The sequence below is a fragment of the Bordetella genomosp. 6 genome, assembly GCF_002119705.1.
GTDB classification, from domain to species: Bacteria; Pseudomonadota; Gammaproteobacteria; order Burkholderiales; family Burkholderiaceae_B; genus Bordetella; species Bordetella bronchiseptica_F.
This window is the reverse complement of the sequence record NZ_CP021107.1, coordinates 1111583-1127769: the sequence shown is the minus strand read 5'-3', so window position 1 is coordinate 1127769 and position 16187 is coordinate 1111583. Positions and strand designations below refer to the sequence as shown.

The following is a 16187-nucleotide window of genomic DNA, read 5'->3' as shown; positions in this document are numbered from 1 at the left end:
TGTGTCAGTGAGGGTTGGCAATCACGGCGGCGGCGGTCGCGCCGCTACCGTTTCCTGGCGCGTTCCTGGGCGTCCAGCTCATCCAGGAATGCCAGCTTCTGCTGGATTTTAGCCTCCAGCCCCCGGTCGGTCGGCCGGTAGAAGGTGGGATCGAGGCCATCGGGGAAATATTGCTCGTCCGCGGCATAGGCATGCGGCTGGTCGTGGGCGTAGCGGTAGGCCTTGCCATGGCCAAGCTGCTTCATCAGCTTGGTGGGCGCATTGCGCAGGTGCAAGGGCACCGGCGCGCTGCCATGCTCGGCCGCGAACTTGCGCGCGGCGTTGTACGCGTTGTAGACCGCATTGGACTTGGCCGCACAGGCCATGTAGACCACCGCCTGCGCCAGCGCCAGTTCGCCTTCGGGCGAACCCAGGCGTTCGTAGATGTCGGCCCCATTGATGGCCAGCTCGGTGGCGCGCGGATCGGCCAGCCCGATATCCTCGATCGCCATGCGCACCAGGCGGCGCGCCAGGTACTTGGGATCGGCGCCGCCGTCGAGCATGCGGGCCAGCCAGTACAACGCGGCGTCCGGGTCGGAACCGCGCACCGACTTGTGCAGCGCGCTGATCTGGTCGTAGAACGCGTCGCCCCCCTTGTCGAAGCGGCGCAGGTTCTGCGACAGCGAGGTTTCCAGCCAGGCCGCGTCGACGCTGTCGCGCCCGGCGGCCTGGGCGGACTCGGCCACCACCTCGACCGCGCTGATCAGGCGGCGCGCGTCGCCGTCGGCCCAGGCCGCCAGTTGCTCGCGCGCCTCGGCCTCGAAGCGGATCTGCTGGCCGTCCTCCAGGCCCTCGTTGAGCGCGGCGACGGCGCGGTCGACCAGTTGCGCCAACTCCTCGGCCGACAGCGACTGCAGCACGTAGACGCGCGCCCGCGACAGCAGCGCCGAGTTGACCTCGAAGGAAGGGTTCTCGGTGGTGGCGCCGATGAAGGTGAACAGGCCGCTTTCCACATACGGCAGGAAGGCGTCCTGCTGCGCCTTGTTGAAGCGGTGCACCTCGTCGACGAACAGGATCGTGCGGCGCCCCTGCCCTTGCGCGACCTGGGCGGTCACCACCGCGTCGCGGATGTCCTTGACGCCGCCCAGCACGGCCGAAATGGCGATGAACTGCGCATCGAAGCCGTCTGCCATCAGGCGCGCGAGAGTGGTCTTGCCCACGCCGGGCGGCCCCCAGAAGATCATCGAATGCGGCCGCCCCGAGTCGAACGCGACGCGCAGCGGTTTGTCCGGCCCCAGCAGATGCGACTGCCCGACCACATCGGACAGCGTGCGGGGCCGCAGGCGTTCGGCCAGCGGCACATAGGGCCGATGGGCCGGATCGGAGGCGAACAGGTCGTTGCTCATGGACAGCAGGGAAAAAACACGGGCGGATCCAACGCGCATTACACCATGCTGCGGCCTTGCTTAAGGGAAAGTCCCAACTCCACGCTGTAAATTTTTTTCAAGATAATTTGTTTTATCTGATTTATCGGTAAAAATTTTCAAGGAGCCCTCATGCCAGCCGCTTCCGCCCCCGCCCCGCTCCTGGATCCGGACGGCAAGGGCCTGGGTTCATTCGAGCCAGGCACCGCATCGACCGAGGCCGCCCGCCTGGGCTGGAACCTGCTGGACGAGGATATCAGCCTGCCGGTGGCCGTCCTGTACGAAAGCCGCGTCCGCCACAACCTGGCGTGGATGCAGCAGTTCATGCAGGCCTATGGCGTGAAGCTGGCCCCGCACGGCAAGACCACCATGAGCCCGGCGCTGTTCCGGCGCCAGCTCGACGGCGGCGCCTGGGGCATCACGCTGGCCACCGCGCCGCAGGCGCACGCGGCCTGGCGCCGCGGGGTACGGCGGGTGCTGATGGCCAACCAGCTGGTGGGACGCGCCAACATGGCCCTGGTGGCATCCATGCTGCGCGACCCCGGCTTCCAGTTTTCCTGCCTGGTCGATTCGCCGGCCAACGTCGCGCAACTGGGCCGCTATTTTGGCGAACAGGGGCTGCGCCTGCCGGTTCTGATCGAACTCGGCGTGACCGGCGGACGCACCGGCGTGCGCACCGCCCCCCAGTTGCAGGCCATCCTGGACGAACTGGCGCGCTGGCCCGCCGCCCTGGCCCTGGCGGGCGTGGAGATCTACGAAGGCGTGCTGCAGGATGAGGCCGCCATTCGCGCCTTCCTGCGCCAGGCGGCCAAGGTGATCGATGAGCTGGCCGCCGGCGGGCGCCTGTGGCGCGACCGGCCGGCCATCCTGTCCGGCGCGGGGTCGGCCTGGTTCGACGTGGTGGCCGAGGAGTTCGCCGGCCTGGATATCGGCCAGCCGCTCGATATCGTGCTGCGTCCGGGCTGCTACCTAAGCCACGACGTGGGCATCTACCGCAGCGCGGCCGAGCGCATCGGCGTGCGCAATCCCGTCGCACGCCAGATGGCCCCCGGCCTGATGCCGGCCCTGCAGGTCTGGGCCTACGTGCAGTCGCTGCCCGAACCCGGGCGCGCGATCGTGGCGCTGGGCAAGCGCGACGCCGCCTTCGATGCCGGTCTGCCGGCGCCGGCGGCGCACTACCGTCCGCCGGCCGTGGCCGCCGCGCGCCAGGCCGGCGACCGGCCCGCGGCCGCGCCGGGACACTGGAAGCTGACCGCCATGATGGACCAGCACGCGTTCATGGACATCGCGCCGGGCGACGACATCGCGGTGGGCGACATGATCGCCTTCGACATCTCGCACCCCTGCCTGACGTTCGACAAGTGGCGCCAGGTGCTGCTGCTCGACGACGACTACCGTGTCAGCGGCGTGGCGGAAACCTATTTCTGAAGCAGTTTGTTGTTCACACACTGGAGACAGACTCATGGATTTGCGCAATTCCCGTCGTGGCCGCCTGCAGCGGCTGGTACTGGCCGGCGCGGTCGGCCTGGCCGCCCTGGGCGGCGCCGCGCTCTGTAGCGCCGCGCCCGTCAAGGGCGGCACGATCTCGGTCGCCACCATCGGCGAGCCGCCCACCCTGGACCCGATGACCAGCACGGCCGACCTGGTCGGCATCCTGAGCCAGCACATCTTCGAAACGCTGTACACCTTCGACGCCAAATGGAACCTGACGCCGCTGCTGGCCGACAGGCTGCCCGAGATCAGCGCCGACGGCCTGGTCTACACCATTGCGCTGCGCCCCGGCATTACCTTCCACGACGGCTCGGCCATGGACTCCGCCGACGTGCTGGCGTCGCTCAAGCGCTGGACCGAGATCGCCTCGCGCGGCAAGCAGGCCGCCAAGCTGATCTCCGCCATCGAGGCGCCCGACGCCCATACCGTGCGCATCACCCTCAAGCAGCCCTACGCGCCGCTGACCGCCCTGCTGGCCATGAACAACAGCGCCGCGGTGATCCTGCCCTCGGAGAAGATCGCCCCGACCCTGGCCGAGTTCATCGGCACCGGCCCCTACCAGTTGAAGGCGCGCGTACCCGACCAGTACATCCAGCTGACCCGCTACGACGGCTACCAGTCGCGCCCGGGCGAACCCGATGGCTACGGCGGCGCGCGCAAGCAATACCTGGACGAGATCCGCTTCGTGCCGGTCAGCAACGCCAATACTCGCGTCGAAGCCGCGGTGGCCGGCCAGTTCGACTATGTCGACGCGCTGCCGGTCGAGTCGCTGGACAAGCTCAAGGGCGGGCGCTCCGATCCGGTCATGCTCAAGCCCTTCGGCTGGCCGCGCCTGGTGCTCAACACCAGGCAAGGCATCATGTCGAACCTGGCGGTGCGCCAGGCGGTGCAGCGGGCGCTCAACGAGGAGGACATGCTGTTCGCCGCGTTCGGCAGCAAGGACTTCTACAAGCTGAACGGCGACCTGTATCCGGAAGGTTTTCCCTGGGCCACCAAGCTGGGCGGCAAGGTCTACAACCAGGGCGACGCGGCCGGCGCCAAAAAGCTGGCCGACTCGGCCAACCTGCAGGACCGCACCATCCGCATCCTGACCAGCCAGCAATACGAGTTCCATTACAAGATGGCGCTGGTGGCGGCCGAATACCTGAAGGCGGCCGGGTTCAAGGTCGACATGCAGGTGGTGGACTGGGCGACGCTGACGCAACGCCGCCAGGATCCCGCCCTGTGGGACATTTTCATCACGCACAGCCCGTTCCTGCCGGAGCCGGCGCTGATCGACTTCCCGTCCAAGGACGCCCCGGGCTGGTGGGATACGCCGCGCCGCAACCAGGTGCTCGACGCGTTCAACCAGGCGCGCACGCAGGACGAGCGCGTCAAGCGCTGGGCCGATGTCCAGCAGGCGGTGTTCGACGAAGTTCCGTTCATCAAGGTCGGCGACTTCAACTCGCAGTCCGCGCGTTCGCCGGCGCTCAACGGCGTGCGCCCGGCGCCGTGGCCGTACTTCTGGAACGCCTGGAAAGCCGCCAAATAAGCCGCTTGCCGCGCGCGTGCGGGCCGCCGGCCCGCGCGGCGCGCGACGCCCTGCCCCGCCTGAGAGGATTCTGCTGTGTTGCGTTATCTAATGAACCGGCTGATCGGCCTGGTGGCGGTCATGTTCATCGTGGCCACCATCGTGTTCGTGATCATCCGCGTCACCCCGGGCGACCCGGCCGCGGTCATGCTGGGCCCGGAAGCCAGCCAGGCCGACATCGCCTCGCTGCGTGCCCGCCTTGGCCTGGACCAGTCCCTGCCGGTGCAGTACGTCACCTGGCTGGGCCAGTTGGCGCAGGGCGACCTGGGCCAGTCGATTTTCCTGAACAAGCCCGTGCTGTCGGCCCTGGCCGACCGCGCCGAGCCGACCTTCTGGCTGACCGTGATGTCGCTGCTGATCGCCAGCGCCATCGCGCTGCCGGTGGGCATCCTGTCGGCGGTCAGGCGAGGCACCGCGCTGGACCAGTCGGTGCTGACGTTCTCCATGTTCACCTCCAGCGTGCCCAGCTTCTGGCTCGGACTGCTGCTGATGCAGGTCTTCTCGGTGAAACTGGGCTGGCTGCCGGTGGCCGGCTACGGCGGCCCGGACGCCAGCATCGCCACGCGCCTGTCGCACCTGGTGCTGCCGGCCGTGGTGCTGGGCCTGGTGAACTCGGCGCTGATCACCCGTTTCATCCGCGCCAGCATGCTGGACGTGCTGCGCGATGACTACGTGCGCACCGCGCGCGCCAAGGGCCTGCCCGAGCGGCGCGTCATCCTCAAGCATGCCGTGCGCAACGCGCTGATTCCGATCCTGACCGTGCTGGGCCTGACCACGGCGCTGCTGATAAGCGGGGCGGTCGTCACCGAGACCGTGTTCGGCCTGCCCGGCGTGGGCAGCCTGGTCGTCTCGGCGGTGCTGCGGCGCGACTATCCGGTCATCCAGGGCGCGCTGCTGGTCATCGCCGCCATCTATGTGCTGATCAATCTATTCATCGACCTGCTGTACCTGCTGGTCGACCCGCGGGTGCGTTACTGACATGGCTATTGCGACTTCCCCCGGCAGCGGCATCGACCGCTGGCAGATCCTGCGCCTGATGGTGGCGCGCAAGACCGTGCTGATCAGCCTGATCGTGCTGGTGGCGCTGGTGGCCGCGGCGCTGCTGGCGCCCTGGATCAGCCCCTTCGATCCTTACAAGCTGTCCATCATGAACCGCCTGAAGGCGCCGGGCGCCGCCCACTGGTTCGGCACCGACGACTTCGGCCGCGACGTGTTCAGCCGCGTGGTGTACGGCGGCCGCCTGTCGCTGCTGGTGGGCTTCTCGGTCGTGGTGCTGGCCAGCGTGCTGGGCATCGCGCTGGGCCTGATAGCAGGATTCTTCCGCTCGGCCGACAAGCTGGTGTCGCGCATCATCGATGCCATGATGGCGTTCCCCGACATTCTGCTGGCGATTTCGCTGGTGGCCGCGCTGGGCCCGTCGCTGGTCAACGTCATCATCGCGCTGGGCATCGTCTACACGCCCCGGCTGGCGCGCATCGTCCGCGCCTCCACCCTGGTGATCCGCGAACTGCCTTTCGTGGAAGCGGCCCGCGCGCTGGGCGTGCCGACCTGGCGCATCGTGAGCGTGCACGTGCTGCGCAACCTGGTCTCGCCCATCCTGGTGCAGGGCACCTTCATCTTCGCATACGCCATCCTGGCCGAGGCCGGGCTGTCGTTCCTGGGCGTGGGCGTATCGCCCGACATCCCCACCTGGGGCACCATGATCAACGCGGGCCAGCAATACATGGGGTCGGCCGACTGGATCATGATTTTCCCCGGGCTGGCCATCGTGCTGTCGGTCCTGTCGCTGCAGCTGGTGGGCGACGGCCTGCGCGACGTGCTGGATCCACGCCTGCGCAAGGAGCTGTAATCATGACTGAACGCAGCACGGACGTCGTCCTGTCCGTCGAAGGGCTGAAAACCTGGTTCCACAGCCGCGACGGCGTGGCCAAATCGGTCGATGGCGTCACCTTCGACCTGGCGCGCGGCGAAACCCTCGCCATCGTCGGCGAATCGGGCTCGGGCAAATCCGTCACCAGCCTGTCCATCATGGGCCTGTTGCCCAAGCCGGCCGGGCGCATCGAGGCGGGCCGCATCCTGTTTCGCGACCGCCAGGGCACGGAGCATGACCTGGCGCACGCACCGCCCGCGGCCTTGCAGCGCATCCGGGGCGCCGAGATCGCGATGATTTTCCAGGAGCCCATGACCAGCCTCAACCCGCTGTTCACCGTGGGCGACCAGATCGCCGAAGCGGTCATGCAGCACGGCGGCGGCAGCCGCGCGGCGGCCATGCGGCGCGCCCAGGAGATGCTGGAGCGGGTCGAGATCCCGGCGGCGGCGCGCCGCGTGCACGAGTATCCGCACCAGATGTCGGGCGGCATGCGCCAGCGGGTCATGATCGCGCTGGCGCTGGCGTGCAACCCCTCGGTACTGATCGCCGACGAGCCCACCACGGCGCTCGACGTGACGGTGCAGGCGCAGATCCTCGACCTGCTGCGCCGCCTGCAGGCGGAATCGGGCATGAGCATCCTGTTCGTCACGCACAACCTGGGCGTGGTGGCCGAGATCGCCCATCGCGTGGCCGTCATGTACGCCGGACGCGTGGTCGAGGATGCCGGCGTCCACGAGCTGTTCGAGCGCCCCACCCACCCCTATACCCGCGGCCTGCTGTCGTGCATCCCGACCGCCGCCCTGCTCGCCTCGCGCCAGCGGCTGCAGCCGATACCCGGCAATGTGCCCAGCGTGATGGCCCTGCCGCCGGGCTGCACGTTCGCGCCGCGCTGCCCGCAAGCCGACGACGCCTGCCTGGCCGGCGTCCCGGAACTGCTGGCCGTCCAGCCCGCGCACCGCGCGCGCTGCATCAAGGTGACCCCGCAATGAACCATAACCCCATTCCCAAGGCCGCCGAGCCGCTGCTGCGCGTCGAAGGCCTGAAGGTCCACTTCCCGACCGGCGGCGGCCGCCAGGCGCCGGTGGTGCGCGCCGTCGACGACGTCAGCTTCGACGTGCCGCGCAACACCATCGTCGGACTGGTGGGCGAGTCCGGCTCCGGCAAGACCACGACCGGCCGCGCCCTGCTGCGCCTGTTCGCCCCTACCGGCGGGCGCATCACGTTCGACGGCGCGGACATCACGCACCTGAGCGAAAAGCAGATGCTGCCCTGGCGCCGGCGCATGCAGATCGTGTTCCAGGACCCCTACGCCAGCCTCAATCCGCGCATGACGGTGGCCGAAATCCTCGGCGAGGCGCTCGACACCCACGGACTGGCCCGCCAGCGCCGCGATGCGCGCATCGTCGAGCTGCTCGAACGGGTCGGGCTGCACGGCGACCACCGGCGCCGCTATCCGCACGAGTTCTCGGGCGGCCAGCGCCAGCGCATCGGCATCGCCCGCGCCCTGGCGGTGGAGCCGGAATTCATCGTGGCCGACGAGCCCGTGTCGGCGCTGGACGTCTCGGTGCAGGCCCAGGTGCTGAACCTGCTGCAGGACCTGCAGCGCGACCTGGGCCTGACCATGCTGTTCGTCGCGCATGACCTGGCGGTCGTGGACTACCTGTGCGAAGAAGTGGTGGTGATGTACCTGGGACGCGTCATGGAGCGCGGCCCCACCCGCCAGGTCTACGCCCGGCCGCGCCACCCGTACACGCGGGCGTTACTATCGGCAGCGCCCGTGCCCGATCCCCGCGCCCCGCGCGCGCGCATCCTGCTGCAAGGCGAAATACCCAGCCCCATCAACCCGCCGTCGGGCTGTGTGTTCCGCACCCGCTGTCCGCACGCCGCCGAGGTCTGCGCCCAGACGCCGCCGCCTGCCCGCGACCTGGGCGGCGGCCATTACGCCGCCTGTGCGCGCCTGGACGAAATCGGCGCTTGAACCCCTTCCGAACCGGAGCCCCAGGCATGCAATCCCATCGCGATATCGTCTACCAGATCCGCAGCTGCCGCGACCAGTTGAGCGTGACCGAACGCAAGGTTGCCGACGCCATCCTCGATGACATCGCCCACGCGGCCGGCGCCACGGTGGACCAGCTGGCGCACAAGGCCGGGGTCAGCATCGCCACCATCTCGCGCTTTGCCCGCTCGGTGGGCTGCGACGATACGCGCGACCTGAAACTGCGCCTGGCGCAGGCCAGCGCCGTGGGCGAGCGCTTTCTCGACCGCGCCACGCCGGCCGCCGAGGAAAGCACCTTCTACGCCCGGCTGTGCGCCGATATCGAACGCACGCTGCGAGCCCACCTGCCGCTGTTTTCCGAGCCCCTGTTCGAACAGGCGGCCGCGATGGTGGGCGGCGCGCGCATGACCTATGTGTTCGGCATGGGCGGCGCCTCGGCCGTGCTGGCGCAGGAGATGCAATCACGCCTGGTGCGGCTGGGCTACCCGGTCGCCGCCTACAGCGACGCCGTGCTGCTGCGCATGGTGGCCGCGACGCTCGACGAGCGCGACGCGGTGGTGGTGCTGTCGATCTCGGGCGTTACTCCGGAGATCCTCGCCACCGCGCGCATCGTGCAGCAATACCGGGCGCGCATGGTGGCGCTGACCGACCCCGAATCGCCGCTGGCGGAGATGGCGCAGGTCGTGCTGCCCGTGCGCGCCGACGAGACCGACTTCATCTACAAGCCGTCCTCGTCGCGCTACGCGATGCTGCTGGCCATAGACCTGCTGTCCACCGAACTGGCGCTGGCCCGCCAGGACGATACCCAGGAGCGGCTGCGCCGCATCAAGCTGGCCCTGGACGAATACCGCGGCGGCCCGAACCGGCTGCCGCTTGGAGACTGATCCGATGTACGACACCCTGATAGGCGGCGCGCGCGTGCTCGACGGCAGCGGCGGCGCGGCCTTCCAGGCCGACGTGGCGATCCGGGACGGGCGCATCGCCGCCCTGGGCGAACTGGCGGGCCAGCCGGCCCGCGAACGCGTCGACGCGCGCGGCCGCGTGCTGGCGCCCGGCTTCATCGACGTGCACACGCACGACGACACCAACGTCATCCGCACGCCGCAGATGCTGCCCAAGCTGTCGCAAGGCGTCACCACGGTGGTGGTCGGCAATTGCGGTATCAGCGCCGCCCCGGTGCGCCTGCGCGGCGAGCCGCCCGACCCCATGAACCTGCTGGGCGGACGCGCCGACTTCGCCTATCCCAGCTTCGCCGCCTATACCCAGGCCGTGGACGCCGCGCGCCCGGCGGTCAACGTGGCCGCGCTGGTGGGGCATACCGCGCTGCGCAACAACCACATGGACCGGCTGGACCGCCCGGCCACCCCGGCCGAGATCGCGGCCATGCGCAGCCAGCTGCGCGAGGCGTTGGCGCATGGCGCCATCGGCCTGAGCACCGGTCTGGCCTATGCCTCGGCCTTCCAGGCCGACACCGCCGAGGTCAAGGCGCTGGCCGAAGAACTGGACGCCTGGGGCGCGCTCTACACCACGCACCTGCGTTCCGAGTTTGCCGAGATCCTGGAAGCCATGCAGGAAGCCTTCGACATCGGCGCGCATGCCCGCGTACCGGTCATCGTGTCGCATCTGAAATGCGCCGGAGCCGGCAACTGGGGCCGCAGCGGCCAGGTCCTGGCCAGGCTGGACACCGCCGGACGCTACCTGCCGGTAGGCTGCGACTGCTATCCGTATTCGGCCAGTTCGTCCACGCTGGACCTCAAGCAGGTCACCGACGAGCACGATATCGACATCACCTGGTCGGAGCCGCACCCGGACATGGCCGGCCGCAAGCTGGCCGCCATCGCCGCCCTGTGGGGCGTCAGCCTGCTGGAGGCCGCGCGGCGCCTGCAGCCGGCCGGCGCCGTCTACCACGGCATGCACGAAGACGACGTGCGCAACATCCTGGCGCACCGGCTGACCATGATCGGCTCGGACGGGCTGCCCAACGACCCGCTGCCGCATCCGCGCCTGTGGGGCGCCTTTCCGCGCGTGCTGGGACATTACAGCCGGGATCTGGGCCTGTTCCCGCTGGAACAGGCGGTGCACAAGATGACCGGCCTGTCCGCCGCCCGCTTCGGCCTGGCGCGGCGCGGCCTGGTGCGCCAGGACTACCACGCCGACCTGGTGCTGTTCGACCCCGCCGCCGTGGCCGACCGCGCCACCTTCACCGACCCGGCCCGGCCGGCCGCCGGCATCGACGCCGTCTGGGTCAATGGCGCGCTGTCGTACGCCCACGGCCGGGCCAGCGGCGCGCGCGCCGGCCGCTGGCTGCCGCGCGCCGGCGACCTGCGCGCCGGCTTCGCCGCGGCGACCGCACCCTGACCCATACCGGAGAAACCCATCATGACATCCCAGCCCCCCACCGCCGACGCCAACGGCATCATCCGCTACGGCGTGGCCGGCGGCACCGGCCAGGGCGGCCAGCACATGCCGTTCGCGCGGGCCGTCCAGGCCGATGGCTGGCTGTATGTGTCCGGCCAGGTGCCGATGCAGGATGGCGAAGTCGTCGAAGGCGGCATCGTGGCCCAGTCGCACGTGGCGATACGCCACGTCATGGCCATCCTCGCCGAGGCCGGCTATGGCCCGCAGCACGTGGTGCGCTGCGGCGTCTGGCTGGACGATCCGCGCGATTTCGCGGCCTTCAACAAAGTGTTCAAGGAGTACTTCGGCGACCACCCGCCGGCGCGCGCCTGCGTGGAGTCGCGGCTGGTGGTCGACGCCAAGGTCGAAGTGGACTGCGTGGCCTACAAGCCCGCCACGCGCGCGTCCCCGGCCGAGGGCTGAGGCCGGCCCGCCGCGCGGGCGCAGGCGGCCTGGCCTACATCTTCACCACGTCCACCCCCTGGGGCGGGGTGAACTGGAACTCCGAGGCCGGCACGGCGCTGGGCAGCAGGTTCGACAGTTCGACGCGCGTGGTCTGCCCGAAGGCGTCGACCAGTTCGATGCGCGCGGGCTGGTTGTCGCGCAAGCCGATATCGACCTGCGAGAAACCGGCGTCGGCGTTGCGCGGCTTGGCGCGCAGCCATTGCATGCCGTCGCGGTCGGGCAGCGCGCTGACGGCAAACGCCTGGTTCAATTGGCCCGCGCCGAAAAGGATGGCGGCGGGCGACGTGCCGATGGCCTGGTCGACCTGGCGCACCGTGACCTGCGCCAGGTCCGGGTCGTACTGGAAGACCTGCTTGCCATCGGACACGATGAGTTGCTCGTAGGGCAGCTTGACGGCCCACTTGAACTTGCCCGGGCGCTGGAAAGCGAAGGTGCCGCTTTGCGCGGGCTGGGTGGCGCCCTGCGGGCTGACGGTCGATTGCGTGAACGAACCGGTGGCGCCCTTGACGGTGGCCACGAAGGTGTCGAGCTGCTCCTGGGCCGTGGCGGCCCAGGCCGGCGCGGCGGCCAGGGCCGCCACGGCGAAGACGGCAAGCGCGCCAGCGGCGCGGCGGATCATGTGCATCAGGCTTCCTCTCGGGCCGGCACCAGGATTTCCCGGTTGCCGTTGGATTGCATGGCCGACACCATACCCGCCTGTTCCATCTGCTCGAGTAACCGTGCGGCACGGTTGTAACCAATGCGCAGATGGCGCTGGACCAGCGAGATCGAGGCGCGGCGGTGCTTGAGCACCACTTCGCAAGCCTGGTCGTACATGGGATCGGACTCCGCGTCGCCCATGCCGGTGACCGAGCTCAGGCCATCGCCGGTCTCGCCTTCGCCGCCTTCGAGCAGGCCATCGATATAGTTGGGCTCGCCCTGCGCCTTGAGCGCCTCGACCACGCGGTGCACCTCGTCGTCGTGCACGAACGCGCCGTGCACCCGCACCGGCAGGCCGGTGCCCGGCGGCATGTACAGCATGTCGCCCTGGCCCAGCAGGGTTTCGGCGCCCATCTGGTCCAGGATGGTGCGCGAGTCGATCTTGGAAGACACCTGGAAGGCGATACGGGTCGGGATGTTCGCCTTGATCAGGCCGGTGATCACGTCCACGCTGGGGCGCTGGGTGGCCAGCACCAGGTGGATGCCCGCGGCGCGGGCCTTCTGCGCCAGCCGGGCGATCAGTTCCTCGATCTTCTTGCCCACCACCATCATGAGGTCAGCCAGCTCGTCGATCACCACCACGATATGCGGCAGCGCCTGCAGCGGCTCGGGCTCGTCCGGCGTCAGCGAGAACGGGTTGGGAATGGGCTCTTCGCGCTTGATGGCGTCGCGGATCTTGCTGTTGTAGCCGGCCAGGTTGCGCACGCCCATCTTGCTCATCAGGCGATAGCGCTTTTCCATCTCGCCCACGCACCAGTTCAGCGCGTTGGCGGCATGGCGCATGTCGGTGACCACCGGCGCCAGCAGGTGGGGGATGCCTTCGTAGACGCTCATTTCGAGCATCTTCGGGTCGATCAGGATCAATCGGGTGTGGCTGGCGTCGGCCTTGTAGAGCAGCGACAGGATCATGGCGTTGATGCCGACCGACTTGCCCGAACCGGTGGTGCCGGCCACCAGCAAGTGCGGCATCTTGGCCAGGTCGGCCACCACCGGGTTGCCGGCGATGTCCTTGCCCAGCGCCATGGTCAGCACCGAATGGCTGGCATGGTAGGTCTGCGAGCCCAGGATCTCGGACAGCTTGACCATCTGGCGCCGCGGGTTGGGCAGCTCCAGGCCCATCAGGTTCTTGCCCGGGATGGTTTCCACCACGCGGATGCTGACCAGGCTGAGCGCGCGCGCCAGGTCCTTGGCCAGGTTGACGATCTGGCTGCCCTTCACGCCCGTGGCGGGCTCGATCTCGTAGCGCGTGATCACCGGGCCGGCCTGCGCCGCCACCACGGTCACGGAAACGCCGAAATCGGCCAGTTTCTTTTCGATCAGGCGCGAGGTGAACTCGATCGTCTCGGCGGAAACGGTTTCCTGGTTCTGCAGGGGGGGATCCAGCAGCCCGATGGCCGGCAGGTCGCTCTCGCCGGCCGGCGGCGCGAACAGGCTTTGCTGCTTTTCCTTTTCGGCGCGATCCGAGCGCGGCACCACGGTAATGGCGGGCTCGATGCGCACGGGCTGCTCGTGCACGAGTTTTTCCTGCTTGGCCACGACCTGTTCGGTACGGACGGCCTTGGCGACTTCGCCGACCTTGCGGTCCTCGCGCGCGGCGTACGAATCGCGCACGCGCCGCACCAGGCCTTCGAGCCAGCTGCCGACCCGCTCGGCGATCTGCAGCCACGAGAACGAGAAAAACAGGCTCAGGCCGACCGCCAGCAGCACCAGCAGGGCCAGGGTGCCGCCGGTAAAGCCCACGCCGCGCGACAGCCAGCCGGCCAGCATCTGGCCGATCACGCCGCCGGCGCCGCTTTCGCCGTCGGTGCCGCCGGGCAGGTGCATGCCCCAGCTGTACAGGCGCAGCGCCTCGATGCCCAGCGAGCCGGTCAGCAGCAGCACGAAGCCGATGCCCTCTTCCCAGTGCACGCGCGGCAGGGCGTCGGGCTGCTTGCCGCTGGTGACGCGCAGGTTGCTGGCCAGGCGGCGGTAGCCGGCGCGCACGCGGTGCAGCAGCAGCACGACCCACCACCAGGCGGAGAACCCGAACAGATACAGCAGGATATCGGCGAGATAGGCGCCCAGCGTGCCGCCGCCGTTGTGGATGGCGTCCCCGGAAACAGAATGTGACCAACCGGGGTCGGCCGGGCTCCAGGTGGCAAGCACCAGGGTCAGCCAGGCGGCCAGCGCGGCGAACAGGATCCAGCGGGCCTCCCTGAGGAGCGCGGAGATGCGCGCCTGGAAGGGCGACGGCCCGTTGCGGGTGTTGCGCGAGGCGCGCGGAGAGGCATTCGAAATACGCGGCATGCGGCTCATTATAATTGGGCGTTATCCTAAAGATACCCGCCATGTCTACGCCTAAACACGCCAAAGTCCTGATTCTGGGTTCCGGCCCCGCCGGTTACACCGCTGCCGTCTATGCGGCGCGCGCCAATCTCAGCCCCGCGCTCATCACCGGGCTGGCCCAGGGCGGCCAGCTGATGACCACCACGGAAGTCGACAACTGGCCCGCCGACGTGCAGGGCGTGCAGGGCCCCGACCTGATGCAGCGCTTCCTGCAGCACGCCGAGCGCTTCAACACCGAAATCCTGTTCGACCATATCGCCAAGGTCGACCTCTCCAAGCGTCCGTTCACCCTGACCGGCGACACCGGCAACCTGTACACCTGCGACGCGCTCATCATCGCGACCGGCGCCTCGGCCAAGTACCTGGGGCTGCCCAGCGAGCAGGCCTTCATGGGCCGCGGCGTATCGGGCTGCGCCACCTGCGACGGCTTCTTCTACCGCAACAAGGACGTCGTCGTGATCGGCGGCGGCAATACGGCGGTCGAAGAGGCGCTGTACCTGTCCAATATCTGCCGCAAAGTGACCCTGATCCACCGGCGCGACAAGTTCCGCGCCGAGCCCATCCTGGTCGACAAGCTGATGGACAAGGTCGCCAACGGCAACATGGAACTGAAACTGTTCCACACCCTGGACGAGGTGCTCGGCGACGATAGCGGCGTCACCGGCGTGCGCATCCGCAGCACCGAGACCGAGGCCACCGAGGACCTGGAAGTGGCCGGCTGCTTCGTCGCCATCGGCCACCAGCCCAATACCGGCATTTTCGAAGGCCAGCTCGAGATGAAGGACGGCTACATCATCACCAGGAGCGGCCTGTCGGGCATGGCCACCATGACCTCGGTGCCGGGCGTGTTCGCCGCCGGCGACGTGCAGGACCACGTATACCGCCAGGCCATCACCAGCGCCGGCACCGGCTGCATGGCGGCCCTGGACGCTCAGCGGTGGCTGGAGAATGCGGGGCAATAAGGCGGGGCTGGCCGACCTGAAACGGCTGCACGAGCAGGTGCGCGAGACCCGGGCGCGGGCCGAGGCCGCCGAGCGCGAAGCGGCGGCCCGCGCGGCGGCCGCCGCCCCCGAGGCCGACGTCGCCGCGTTCCGGCGCGCCGTGCAGGCCGCCACGCCGCTCAAGCCCACCGGGCGGCTCGCCAACCGCCGTTCCGATGCCACGCCGGCCGCGGCCGTGGCGTCGCGCCGCGCCGCCGCGCTGGGCGAAGCGGCGCCGCGCGCCGACGCCGGCGTCTCCGATGCCAGCGATATCGGCGCCTTGCTGACCGACGGCGGCACGGCCTACGTGCGCGCCGGCGTCGCGCCCGACACCGCGCGCAACCTCAAGCGCGGCCAATGGCGGGTGGGCGCCGAGCTCGACCTGCATGGCCTGCGCGTCGAACAGGCCCGCCACGCGGTGCTGTCGTTCCTGGACGAATGCCTCGAACACGGCATCCGCTGCGTGCGCATCGTGCACGGCAAAGGCTACGGCTCGCAGGGGCTGGAACCGGTGCTCAAGGACAAGGCCCGCACCTGGCTGGTGCAGAAGGCCGACGTCCTGGCGTTCTCCGAAGCGCCGGAGCGCGGCGGCGGCGCCGGCGCGCTGCTGGTGCTGCTGCGCCAGGCCGAGACCGGAGGCAGGCCATGAACAGCTGGATCTATCTGTCGGTGGCCATCGTGGCCGAAATCATCGCCACCAGCGCGCTGAAAAGCTCCGAGGGCTTCACCCGCCTGCTCCCATCGCTGGTCACCGTGGCGGGCTACGCGGTGGCGTTCTACTTCCTGGCCCTCACGCTGCGGGTCATCCCGGTAGGAGTCGCCTACGCCATCTGGTCCGGCGTGGGCATCGTGCTGATCTCGCTGGTCGGCGCGCTGCTGTTCAAGCAACACCTGGACCTGCCCGCCATCATCGGCATCGCCCTGATCCTGGCCGGCGTGGTGGTCATGAACGTGTTCTCCAAGTCGGTCGGCCATTGAAGGCGCGGCCGCG

General features: G+C 69.2%; 15 protein-coding genes. 12 read left to right on the top strand and 3 right to left on the bottom strand.

Annotation, left to right across the window (positions count from 1 at the left end):
- Positions 1-44: 44 nt before the first annotated feature.
- Positions 45-1385, bottom strand: coding sequence for a replication-associated recombination protein A (locus CAL11_RS05390; protein WP_068926916.1), 1341 nt, complete (start codon positions 1383-1385; stop codon positions 45-47).
- Between the two features lie 150 nt (positions 1386-1535).
- Here CAL11_RS05390 and CAL11_RS05385 point away from each other — a divergent pair, with 150 nt between their 5' ends.
- From CAL11_RS05385 to CAL11_RS05345, 9 genes are all read left to right on the top strand, one after another.
- On the top strand, positions 1536-2831 hold the full coding sequence (locus tag CAL11_RS05385) for an amino acid deaminase (protein ID WP_086092356.1): 1296 nt from the start codon (positions 1536-1538) through the stop codon (positions 2829-2831).
- Between the two features lie 34 nt (positions 2832-2865).
- Entirely contained in the window at positions 2866-4425 is a 1560-nt protein-coding gene (locus CAL11_RS05380) for an ABC transporter substrate-binding protein (RefSeq protein WP_086092355.1), read from the top strand.
- 75 nt (positions 4426-4500) lie between these two features.
- The gene (locus CAL11_RS05375; protein WP_033468106.1) at positions 4501-5442 is read left to right on the top strand and encodes an ABC transporter permease; all 942 of its coding nucleotides are present in this window, start codon (positions 4501-4503) and stop codon (positions 5440-5442) included.
- Position 5443: 1 nt separating this feature from the next.
- Complete coding sequence (locus CAL11_RS05370; RefSeq protein WP_033468109.1) at positions 5444-6313, top strand: ABC transporter permease; 870 nt, start codon at positions 5444-5446, stop codon at positions 6311-6313.
- Positions 6314-6315: 2 nt separating this feature from the next.
- The gene (locus CAL11_RS05365) at positions 6316-7323 is read left to right on the top strand and encodes an ABC transporter ATP-binding protein (RefSeq protein WP_086092354.1); all 1008 of its coding nucleotides are present in this window, start codon (positions 6316-6318) and stop codon (positions 7321-7323) included.
- Entirely contained in the window at positions 7320-8312 is a 993-nt protein-coding gene (locus CAL11_RS05360) for an ABC transporter ATP-binding protein (RefSeq protein WP_086092353.1), read from the top strand. The genes CAL11_RS05365 and CAL11_RS05360 overlap by 4 nt, the downstream gene beginning before the upstream one ends.
- Before the next feature lie 26 nt (positions 8313-8338).
- Positions 8339-9214, top strand: coding sequence for a MurR/RpiR family transcriptional regulator (locus tag CAL11_RS05355; RefSeq protein ID WP_033468118.1), 876 nt, complete (start codon positions 8339-8341; stop codon positions 9212-9214).
- Between the two features lie 4 nt (positions 9215-9218).
- On the top strand, positions 9219-10688 hold the full coding sequence (locus CAL11_RS05350) for an N-acyl-D-amino-acid deacylase family protein (protein ID WP_086092352.1): 1470 nt from the start codon (positions 9219-9221) through the stop codon (positions 10686-10688).
- A gap of 21 nt (positions 10689-10709) precedes the next feature.
- Positions 10710-11150 carry a RidA family protein gene (locus CAL11_RS05345; RefSeq protein ID WP_086092351.1) on the top strand — a complete coding sequence of 147 codons (441 nt, stop codon included), beginning with the start codon at positions 10710-10712 and terminating at the stop codon, positions 11148-11150.
- A gap of 34 nt (positions 11151-11184) precedes the next feature.
- Here CAL11_RS05345 and lolA read toward each other — a convergent pair whose 3' ends face one another.
- Both lolA and CAL11_RS05335 read right to left on the bottom strand, forming a co-directional pair.
- The gene (gene lolA, locus CAL11_RS05340) at positions 11185-11817 is read right to left on the bottom strand and encodes an outer membrane lipoprotein chaperone LolA (RefSeq protein ID WP_033468127.1); all 633 of its coding nucleotides are present in this window, start codon (positions 11815-11817) and stop codon (positions 11185-11187) included.
- On the bottom strand, positions 11817-14177 hold the full coding sequence (locus CAL11_RS05335) for a DNA translocase FtsK (RefSeq protein WP_080700000.1): 2361 nt from the start codon (positions 14175-14177) through the stop codon (positions 11817-11819). Before CAL11_RS05335 ends, lolA begins: the two co-directional genes overlap by 1 nt.
- A 41-nt stretch (positions 14178-14218) precedes the next feature.
- Between CAL11_RS05335 and trxB the strand changes: the two genes are divergently transcribed.
- From trxB to CAL11_RS05320, 3 genes are read left to right on the top strand one after another with little or no spacing between them, the layout of a single operon-like run.
- Positions 14219-15178, top strand: coding sequence for a thioredoxin-disulfide reductase (trxB, locus tag CAL11_RS05330; RefSeq protein WP_033468133.1), 960 nt, complete (start codon positions 14219-14221; stop codon positions 15176-15178).
- Positions 15165-15845 carry a Smr/MutS family protein gene (locus CAL11_RS05325; RefSeq protein ID WP_086092350.1) on the top strand — a complete coding sequence of 227 codons (681 nt, stop codon included), beginning with the start codon at positions 15165-15167 and terminating at the stop codon, positions 15843-15845. Before trxB ends, CAL11_RS05325 begins: the two co-directional genes overlap by 14 nt.
- Positions 15842-16174, top strand: coding sequence for an SMR family transporter (locus tag CAL11_RS05320; protein ID WP_033464613.1), 333 nt, complete (start codon positions 15842-15844; stop codon positions 16172-16174). The genes CAL11_RS05325 and CAL11_RS05320 overlap by 4 nt, the downstream gene beginning before the upstream one ends.
- Positions 16175-16187: the final 13 nt, after the last annotated feature.

What these genes read in the sequence shown, in the direction of transcription:
- CAL11_RS05390 (WP_068926916.1), bottom strand. Translation starts at nt 1,385, where the DNA reads ATGAGCAACGACCTGTTCGCCTCCGATCCGGCCCATCGGCCCTATGTG.
- CAL11_RS05385 (WP_086092356.1), top strand. Translation starts at nt 1,536, where the DNA reads ATGCCAGCCGCTTCCGCCCCCGCCCCGCTCCTGGATCCGGACGGCAAG.
- CAL11_RS05380 (WP_086092355.1), top strand. Translation starts at nt 2,866, where the DNA reads ATGGATTTGCGCAATTCCCGTCGTGGCCGCCTGCAGCGGCTGGTACTG.
- CAL11_RS05370 (WP_033468109.1), top strand. Translation starts at nt 5,444, where the DNA reads ATGGCTATTGCGACTTCCCCCGGCAGCGGCATCGACCGCTGGCAGATC.
- CAL11_RS05365 (WP_086092354.1), top strand. Translation starts at nt 6,316, where the DNA reads ATGACTGAACGCAGCACGGACGTCGTCCTGTCCGTCGAAGGGCTGAAA.
- CAL11_RS05360 (WP_086092353.1), top strand. Translation starts at nt 7,320, where the DNA reads ATGAACCATAACCCCATTCCCAAGGCCGCCGAGCCGCTGCTGCGCGTC.
- CAL11_RS05355 (WP_033468118.1), top strand. Translation starts at nt 8,339, where the DNA reads ATGCAATCCCATCGCGATATCGTCTACCAGATCCGCAGCTGCCGCGAC.
- CAL11_RS05350 (WP_086092352.1), top strand. Translation starts at nt 9,219, where the DNA reads ATGTACGACACCCTGATAGGCGGCGCGCGCGTGCTCGACGGCAGCGGC.
- CAL11_RS05345 (WP_086092351.1), top strand. Translation starts at nt 10,710, where the DNA reads ATGACATCCCAGCCCCCCACCGCCGACGCCAACGGCATCATCCGCTAC.
- lolA (WP_033468127.1), bottom strand. Translation starts at nt 11,817, where the DNA reads ATGCACATGATCCGCCGCGCCGCTGGCGCGCTTGCCGTCTTCGCCGTG.
- CAL11_RS05335 (WP_080700000.1), bottom strand. Translation starts at nt 14,177, where the DNA reads ATGCCGCGTATTTCGAATGCCTCTCCGCGCGCCTCGCGCAACACCCGC.
- trxB (WP_033468133.1), top strand. Translation starts at nt 14,219, where the DNA reads ATGTCTACGCCTAAACACGCCAAAGTCCTGATTCTGGGTTCCGGCCCC.
- CAL11_RS05325 (WP_086092350.1), top strand. Translation starts at nt 15,165, where the DNA reads ATGCGGGGCAATAAGGCGGGGCTGGCCGACCTGAAACGGCTGCACGAG.
- CAL11_RS05320 (WP_033464613.1), top strand. Translation starts at nt 15,842, where the DNA reads ATGAACAGCTGGATCTATCTGTCGGTGGCCATCGTGGCCGAAATCATC.